Source organism: Micromonospora sp. 4G55 (assembly GCF_016803375.1).
In genome coordinates, this window is sequence record NZ_JAEVHN010000264.1 from 1 (window position 1) to 8,077 (window position 8,077).

Annotated in this window: 5 protein-coding genes and 3 pseudogenes; 3 read left to right on the plus strand and 5 right to left on the minus strand. The window is 72.8% G+C overall.

Annotated elements, in window-relative coordinates; translation table 11 throughout:
• Nucleotides 1–106 precede the first annotated feature (106 nt).
• Nucleotides 107–1,327: pseudogene (locus JNW89_RS20585) on the minus strand (MFS transporter); the annotation flags it as partial.
• Nucleotides 1,328–1,364: 37 nt separating this feature from the next.
• Nucleotides 1,365–1,601, minus strand: a complete 237-nt coding sequence (locus tag JNW89_RS20590) for a hypothetical protein (RefSeq protein WP_238450142.1) — start codon at nt 1,599–1,601, stop codon at nt 1,365–1,367.
• Between the two features lie 138 nt (nt 1,602–1,739).
• On the opposite strand from JNW89_RS20590, the pseudogene JNW89_RS20595 reads away from it, so the two are divergent.
• A pseudogene (locus tag JNW89_RS20595) lies at nt 1,740–2,916 on the plus strand (geranylgeranyl reductase family protein).
• 165 nt (nt 2,917–3,081) lie between these two features.
• Nucleotides 3,082–3,273: a hypothetical protein gene (locus JNW89_RS20600; RefSeq protein ID WP_154936859.1), complete on the plus strand. Its 192-nt coding sequence runs from the start codon at nt 3,082–3,084 to the stop codon at nt 3,271–3,273.
• 84 nt (nt 3,274–3,357) lie between these two features.
• Here the strand turns inward: JNW89_RS20600 and JNW89_RS20605 are convergent, their stop codons facing one another.
• Nucleotides 3,358–5,151, minus strand: coding sequence for a bifunctional UDP-sugar hydrolase/5'-nucleotidase (locus JNW89_RS20605; RefSeq protein ID WP_238450143.1), 1,794 nt, complete (start codon nt 5,149–5,151; stop codon nt 3,358–3,360).
• 229 nt (nt 5,152–5,380) lie between these two features.
• Between JNW89_RS20605 and JNW89_RS20610 the strand changes: the two genes are divergently transcribed.
• Entirely contained in the window at nt 5,381–6,283 is a 903-nt protein-coding gene (locus JNW89_RS20610; protein ID WP_238450144.1) for an SDR family oxidoreductase, read from the plus strand.
• 31 nt (nt 6,284–6,314) lie between these two features.
• Here the strand turns inward: JNW89_RS20610 and JNW89_RS20615 are convergent, their stop codons facing one another.
• Both JNW89_RS20615 and JNW89_RS20620 read right to left on the minus strand, forming a co-directional pair.
• Nucleotides 6,315–6,974, minus strand: coding sequence for a nucleotidyl transferase AbiEii/AbiGii toxin family protein (locus JNW89_RS20615; protein WP_238450145.1), 660 nt, complete (start codon nt 6,972–6,974; stop codon nt 6,315–6,317).
• Nucleotides 6,971–7,302: pseudogene (locus JNW89_RS20620) on the minus strand (hypothetical protein). Before JNW89_RS20620 ends, JNW89_RS20615 begins: the two are co-directional and overlap by 4 nt.
• Between the last annotated feature and the right edge of the window lie 775 nt (nt 7,303–8,077).

An 8,077-nucleotide genomic window follows, 5' to 3' on the forward strand; every position in this document is an offset into this window, starting at 1 on the left:
GGCACCGGCACCTGGGAGAGGGTGAGGGTCTGGTTCGGCGTGATGACCAGTCCGCTGCCCAGCCCGGCCACCAGCAGCGGCACCGCGGTCAGCAGCGGTCCGCGCTGCCCGCCTGCGGCACCGGCACCTGGGAGAGGGTGAGGGTCTGGTTCGGCGTGATGACCAGTCCGCTGCCCAGCCCGGCCACCAGCAGCGGCACCGCGGTCAGCAGCGGTACGGAGTGCTGCGGCGAGCCGCGCAGCACGATCACCACCGTGCCGAGGCCGATCACCACGACGACCAGCCCGATGCCGACCAGCGGGCGGCCGAAGCGGTTGACGATCCGGCCGCCGAGCGTCGAGGCCAGCGCGGAGCCGAGGGCGAACGGCGTGATCGCCAGGCCGGCGATCAGCGCGCTGTAGCCGAGGCCGTTCTGCAGGTAGAGCGTGAAGATGAAGAAGATGGCGGTGAACCCGCCGAAGTAGACCAGCGCGATCAACGCGCCGAGGGTGTACGAGCGCAGCCGGAACAGCCGCAGGTCGAACAGGGGTGTCCGGTGGCGGGCGTACCGGCGCTCCCAGAGGCCGAAGCCGACCAGGACCGCCAGGCCGGCCGGCACGAGCGCCCACTTCCACGGGCTCTGCCACTGCTCGCGTTGCACCAGCGGCAGCAGCAGGAGCAGTACGCCGACGCCGAGCAGCAGGACGCCGACCGGGTCGAGTCGGTGCCGGTCGGGCTGCCCGGTCGGTCGGGTGGGCAGCAGCCGCCAGCCGAGCACCACCGCGAGGATGCCCACCGGCACGTTGACGAAGAACACCCAGCGCCAGCCGTGTTCCTCGCCGCCGAGCTGGATGAGCAGCCCGCCGAGCAGCGGGCCGACCGCGGTGGAGATGCCGATGGTCGCGCCGAGCAGCCCGAAGGCGCGGCCCCGTTCGGCGCCTGGGAACAGCTGCTGGATCAGGCCGGTCACCTGGGGGTTGACCACCCCGGCGGCGGCCCCCTGGAGCAGCCGGGCGGTGACCAGCCAGGCGGGCGAGGTGGCCAGCCCGGCGAGGGCGCTGGTGAGCGTGAAGAGGGCGACGCCCACCACGAAGGCGGTGCGTCGCCCGCGGGCGTCGCCGAACCGGCCGGCGGGCACCAGGATCAGCCCGAACGTCAGCGCGTACCCGGAGAGCACCCACTGCAGGTCGCTCGGGCTCGCGTGCAGCGCCCGATCCATCGACGGGACGGCCACGTTGACGATGCTGACGTCCAGCAGCGTCATGAACGCCGCGACCAGCCCGACGCCGAGGGCCTGCCAGCGGCGTCGGTCACCCGCGTCCGTCACGGCGGCCCGGCGATCAGCCATGACCGACCGCTACCCGGCGCCCCGACGGGCAAACCGATCACGCCATCTGGCGGGCACACCACCGCGGGCCGAAGTCCAGCCCGGCCATCGGGGAGTCCTCCCGGTGCAGCAGGTCCTTCTCGGTGAGCAGGTGCAACGGCTCGTGCACCTCCTCCTCCGCCATCCCCGCCTCCTGGGCGATCGAGTCGGGGTACGGCACCTGGCCGCGCGCCTCCAGCGTGGCGACCGCGTCGTACACCCGTACCTCGGCCTCCGACAGACGTACCTGCTGCATGGTGACCTCCTTGCCGTGACCCGCCCGTCGCACGAGCGGTCTGGGTACCGCGGCTTACCCGCCGGGTGACCGACAATGCCCACCCGATCGGTCGGTCGTGAGCGGCCGGCCGCGCCGGGGTGCCCTAGGGTGGAGCCCGTGATCACCTGGGATCTCGTCGTCGTCGGCGCCGGCCCCGCCGGGCTCTCCGCCGCCCACGCCGCGGCCGCCGCCGGGGTGCGCACGCTGGTGCTGGACCGGGCCGTGCACCCCCGGTACAAGACGTGCGGTGGCGGCCTGATCGGCACCTCGCTGACGGCGGTCGCCGGCCGCATCGAGGTGCCCGCGCACGACCGGGTCGACCGGGTGACCTTCACCCGGGACGGGCGACGCGCCTTCACCCGCCGGCACCGCACCCCGCTGGTGGCGATGGTCCGCCGGGACGAGTTCGACGACCGGCTGCGCGCGGCCGCGGTCGCGCCGGGGCCGAGCTGCGCGAGGGCGTCGCGGTGCGCGGCATCGACCAGGACCCCGACGGGGTACGCGTACGGCTGGCCGACGGCCAGACCGTGCACGCCCGGACGGTGGTCGGGGCGGACGGTTCCTCGGGGGTCAGCTCCCGGCACGTGGGTGTCCGTTTCCGCCAGGTGGACCTGGGCCTGGAGCGGGAGCTGCCGGTGCCGCCGGCCGAGCAGCGGCGCTGGCGCGGCCGGCTGCTGCTCGACTGGGGACCGGTACCCGGCTCGTACGCCTGGGTGTTCCCCAAGGGGTCGAGCCTGACGGTGGGGGTGATCGCCGCCCGCGGCGAGGGGGAGCGGACCCGCGAGTACCTGCGCCGCTTCGTCGACCGGCTCGGGCTGTCCGGGGTGGCGGCCGAGCACGACTCCGGGCACCTGACCCGCTGCCGCGCGGAGGATTCGCCGCTGCGGCACGGCCGGGTGCTGGTCGCCGGTGACGCGGCCGGCCTGCTGGAGCCGTGGAGTCGGGAGGGGATCAGCTACGCGTTGCGCTCCGGGGCGCTCGCCGGCGCGGCGGTCGCGCCGGTGACCTGGCCGGTTACCAGCGGGACGTGGCCGAGCAGATGGTCCCGTCGATGCGGGCCGGGCAGCGGCTGCTGGAGGTGTTCGAACGCCGGCCCGACGTCTTCCACGCTCTGCTGGCGACGCCGGCCGGCTGGGGGATGTTCGTCCGGTTCTGCCAGGGCCGGGCCAGCTTCGACCAGACGCTGACCCGGGCTCCCGTCCGGGCCGGTCTGGCGCTGCTGGACCGCCTCCCGCCGGTACGGCAGCGCACACCGTCGGCCCCCGCCCAGCCGATGACCACCCGCTCCGGCTGACACCCCCGGTCAGGCACGACGACCTGTTCGAGCACCCCCGGAGCGGTCATCCGTACCGCGCGCAGGTGTCCCCACCTCGTCGCCGGCGCCACTGGCGGCGCGCTTAACTGGGCGGGCGTCGTCGATGGGACGGCGGTGCTGGACCGGCGGCGGCACAATGCGGGCATGAGCGACCCGGAGCCCACCTCGTTCGACGACGAGGAGTACGCCTTCCTCCGCCACGTGCGTTTCGGTGAGCTGCCGCCGGCGGTCCGCCCCGACGAGCGGGTGGAGCTCACCGAGACCGATCCGCGCCGCGACCGACCCGAGTCGACCAACGACGACGAGTGGCACCTCCGGCTCGGGCCGGGCGGCTGACCGCGACCGGCGGGGCGGCCCGGACGCGAAACGGGCCGCGGGGATCGATCCCCGCGGCCCGTCGGCGGGTGTCGGTGGTACGGCTCAGAAGACCGGCACGCCCTCGCGCACCAGCTTCCAGTTCGGGACGTAGAAGTCGGCCGGGTCGATGGTCCCCTTCGCCTGCGCCCAGTCGATCAGCAGCTGGCGGATCTCCTGCTGCTCGTTGTAGACCTGGGTCTTGACGATGCCGGGGAAGTTGCCGCCGCCGCTGCGCCGGTAGTTGTTCACCGCGATGACGAACTGCGCGGTGTCGGCGACCGGGGTGTCGGTGCCCGCCAGCACCAGGCGGGTGATCCGCTGGCCGACCGGCTTGCTGATGTCGATGTCGTAGTCGACGCCCGAGATCACGTCGTAGTTGTAGTCCGGCACGGCCGGGTCGCTGATGGTGGCCGGGTCGACGGCCGCGCCCACCGGCAGGGTGACGAAGTACTTCGCCGAGTACTCCAGGTACGCCTTCACCTCGGCGCCGGTGAGCACCACGGCCTCGAGGGTGTTGTCGAAGACGTAGAGGCCGGCCACGTCGCGGATCCGCACTTCGCCCTGGGGGAAGACCGCGGTGCGGCTGAACGGGGCGGCGATCGACAGCACCGGCAGCGCCGCGTACGACGTGCCGGCCAGCGCCGCGGTGACGACCTCGGTCTGGACGTGGTTGATGAAGTCCAGGATCGGGGTGTCCTTGTACCGCGACTCGGCGGCCGACAGCTCCTCGGAGGACTGGGCGACGACCGTGTTGACGTAGTCGACGGTCTTGCCGTGCTGGCCGCGCACGGCCGCGAGGACCGCCGGGTCCTCGACCACGGTGTTGGTGTTGAGCATGGTGGCGCGCTTGGTGACGACCTTCCAGGTGCCGCGCACCTTCTGGACGGTGAAGTCCATCCGGGTCAGCCGCTGGCCCCACTTCGACGGCTCGGCGGTGAGCACCTGCTCGCCGGTGGCCGTGTTGGTGACGAACTTCTCCACCACCTCGGCGTGGGCGTGACCGAAGAGGATCGCGTCGATGCCGGGGACCTGCTGGGCGATCAGCGCGACCGGGTTCTCGTTCGGCAGCTCCGGCCCGTAGCTGGAGGTGCCGCTGTCGCCGCCGTGCGCCGAGATGATGACCAGGTCGGCGCCGCGCTCGCGCATGATCGGCACCCACTTGGCGGCGGTCTCGACCATGCCCGGGAAGACCAGCTTGCCCTCGACGTTGCCCTTGTCCCAGATGGCTACGCCCGGGTTGGTGAGGCCGAGGATGCCGACGTTGATGGTCGGGGAGTCCCAGCCGCCGAGGCGGACCTTCTTGATCACGTACGGCAGGTAGGCCGGCTTGCCGGTGGCCGCGTTGACCGCGTTGGCGGCGAGCGCCGGGAAGCCCAGCTGCGAGATCCAGGTGGCCAGCAGCGGCAGGCCGTAGTTGAACTCGTGGTTGCCCAGCGTCACGGCGTCGTACTTCAGGATGTTCATGGCGTTCGCCATCGGGTGCGTCTCACCGCTGGTGGTGATCGGCTCCTGCTTGGCGTAGTAGGTGGCCAGCGGCGTGCCCTGGATGGTGTCGCCGGCGTCGAGGACCAGGGTCGCCTTGCCCGTGCGCTCGGCGCGGATCTGATTGACCAGGGTGGCCAGCTTGGCGACGCCGACGTCGTTGTGCTTGCTGTCGTCGTACTCGGCGTCCTTGTAGTAATCCCAGTTGTAGACGTTGCCGTGCGTGTCCGAGGTGCCGAGGACGGTCAGGTCCCAGATCTTCGGTCCCGTCGCTTCGGCGGCGCGGGCGGGGGCGCCGGCGATCAGGGGGGCGGTCGCCGCGGCGGCGGCGACGGCCAGCACCTGGCGCCGCGAGGCGCCGGAGGAGGAGGTCATGCGGTGCCCTTCCAATGGGGGAGAGGCGCCTTGTGGGCGCCGTTGCGCACCATAACGAGCCGCCGTCACTACCGCCACCGCGGCCCGAGGTGTTCCACCACACCAGCGCCGCCGGCCACCGTCGCGTAACACCGAGGTCATCGGGGCGGCGGTCGCCCTCGTTTCCGGCCCGGTCCGCCGGGTAGGGCAGACGAGCAGAAGGCCGGACGAACGACCCCGAGGAGCACCGGTGAGCGAGGATCAGTACACCCAGCAGGACCCCACCGAGCAGTACGGCCAGCAGCAGGGCCAGCCCGCCCAGCAGCAGTCCGCGCCCGGCTCGACCGGCGAGATGGGCCCGAAGCCGGATCACGGCGAGGAGTCGTACCGGGGCAGCGACCGGCTGACCGGCAAGCGGGCCCTGATCACCGGCGGTGACTCCGGCATCGGCCGCGCGGTGGCGATCGCCTTCGCCCGGGAGGGCGCCGACGTGGTCATCTCCTACCTGAGCGAGGAGGAGGACGCCGACGCCCGCGAGACGGTGCGGTTGGTCGAGGAGGCCGGCCGCCGGGGCGTGGCGGTGCGCACCGACCTCACCGACGAGGGCCACTGCCGGGAGCTGGTCAAGCGGACCCTGGCTGACCTGGGCGGCATCGACATCCTGGTGAACAACGCCGCCTACCAGATGTCCCAGGACGACGGCATCGCCGGCATCAGCACCCCCCAGTTCGACCGGGTCCTGAAGACCAACCTGTACGCCATGTTCTGGCTGTGCCAGGAGGCGATCCCGCACATGGACGACGGCGCCACGATCATCAATACCACGTCGATCCAGGCCTTCGACCCGTCACCGCAACTGCTCGACTACGCCACCACCAAGGCGGGGATCGCCAACTTCACCAAGGGGCTCGCGGCGCAACTGGCCGACAAGGGCATCCGGGTCAACGCGGTGGCCCCCGGCCCGATCTGGACGCCGCTCATCCCGGCCACAATGCCGCAGGAGAAGGTCAAGCAATTCGGCACCGACACCCCGATGGGACGGCCCGGACAGCCGGCGGAGCTCGCCCCCGCGTACGTCTTCTTCGCCTCGCAGGAGTCCAGCTACGTCACCGGCGAGATCCTCGGCGTGACCGGCGGCCGCTTCACCAAGTGAGCGCGGCGCGCCCCGCTGGCCGTCGCGGCGGTCAGCGGGGCCAGGCGGCCAGCCGGCGACGGACCTCGGCGATCCGCGCCGCGTCCAGGCCGTAGCGGGTGAACCGCTGGTCCGGCACCCGGTCCAGGTAGCGGCCCGCCTCCCGGACGTCGTCGTCGTCCAGCGCCGGGTCGACCTGTCGGGCCAGCGCCAGCAGCTCGGCCACCGGGTAGTGGTCCAGCGCCGCCGACACGTCGATGTAGTCGCGGACCTCGCGCCGGTTGACCAGCGCGGCGGTCTTGTTCGCCACCAGGTCGCGGACGTCCATTACCGGGCCGAAGTCCATCACCACGGGGGAGCGGTACCGGTCGAGCCGGGCGAGGCTCAGCCGGATCCGCCTCGGGCCGCGGGTGACCACGAAGTCCTTCATGTCCCGGTCGAAGCCGTCGAACAGCCCGCCCAGGTCGCTGTCCGGGTCGGCGTCGGCCACCTCGAACCCGGCGCGCTCCAGGGCCGTCCGTACCTCCGCGGCGGCGGCCGCCGCGGCGCCCTCCACGTCGGCGAACAGGTCGACGTCCTCGGTGGGGCGGGTGACCAGCCCGTGCGCGGCCCAGGCCACCCCGCCGCCGAGCACGAACCGGTGCGGCCCGGCCGCCGTGAGCGCCACCCGGGCGACCTCCCGGTAGAACTCGTGCAGGTGGGGGCCGCTCACGCGGTACGCAGACCCCGGTGCCGGCTCTCCCACGCCTGCCGGACGCCCCGGGGCAGGTTCAGCCGCCGCCACACCAGCCGCAACGTCCGGCCGTTGATCAGGTGCCGCAGGTCCTCGGCGCGGGTGGTCTCCCGCAGCACGTTCTCGTACATCCAGAGCAGCTGGTCCGGGTCGCCCAGGTCGAACGTCCGGTCGGCGTTCCACATCAACCGCACCGGCAGCTCCACCACCCCCCGGGTGGGGCCGGCCAGCTCCGCCAGGGTGCGCGCCACCACGGCGGGACGGCCGGGCGGGCCAGGTGGGGCGCGGTGCTGACGACGGCCTGCATGGTGTCAGGGTAACGCCGACTCCGCCCCGCGCAGCCGACCAGGCCGCCCGCATTCCGCCCTCCGCCCATTTCCTCCCGTTCCGCGCCACCGCTCCCACCACCTCCGCTCCGGCCGATTTCGCCCGTTCTCGGCACCGATCACCCCCACGACGCGGGCCGGGTCGACCGCCTCGGGCCGGCCGCCCGGTCCGGTGCCCGCCGAGTGCGCGGCCACGGTCCGCCCGGTCCCTCGCCGTGTCGAGATGTCCGGTTCGGGCCGGATCAGCGTGCCCGGATCTACGCTCCGCATTGGCCTCGCCGTGCCGGATGTCCGGTACCTGCTCCGCTGGGCGCACCCCGGATGTCGGGTCTGGGCCAGCCAGCGCCGGGCCGTCCCGTGACCGGCGGCACCCGGGCGGCGGAATGGTGGCCGGCCCGGCGTCGTTACATCACCTGGACGATCGCAGCAGCACCCGCTGGCCTGGCCCGAACACCTGGGCCGCCCGGGATGCGGGCCCCCGGAATGATGGTGGGCCGCCGGTCGTTACACATGGACCCGGCGCCGTGAGCCGCTTGCGAAGCCTGCCGGGTGAAGACTTTCCCCTTGATCTTCTTTGAGCGCCGTCCGTGGTGCTTGCACCCTGCTCGACCCCCATCGAGCGAGGATGCCAACCCCCGAATGGAGCCACTCTGATGAACACCACCATTCTGCGTAAGAGCGTTCTGGGTATCGCTGGTCTGGCCTTCGCCGGTGGCGTCTTCGCCGGCCCGGTCACCGAGGCCCACGCCGCCCCGG

Coding starts and splice junctions, on each gene's coding strand:
- JNW89_RS20590 (WP_238450142.1), bottom strand. CDS start 1,601: ATGCAGCAGGTACGTCTGTCGGAGGCCGAGGTACGGGTGTACGACGCG.
- JNW89_RS20600 (WP_154936859.1), top strand. CDS start 3,082: ATGAGCGACCCGGAGCCCACCTCGTTCGACGACGAGGAGTACGCCTTC.
- JNW89_RS20605 (WP_238450143.1), bottom strand. CDS start 5,151: ATGACCTCCTCCTCCGGCGCCTCGCGGCGCCAGGTGCTGGCCGTCGCC.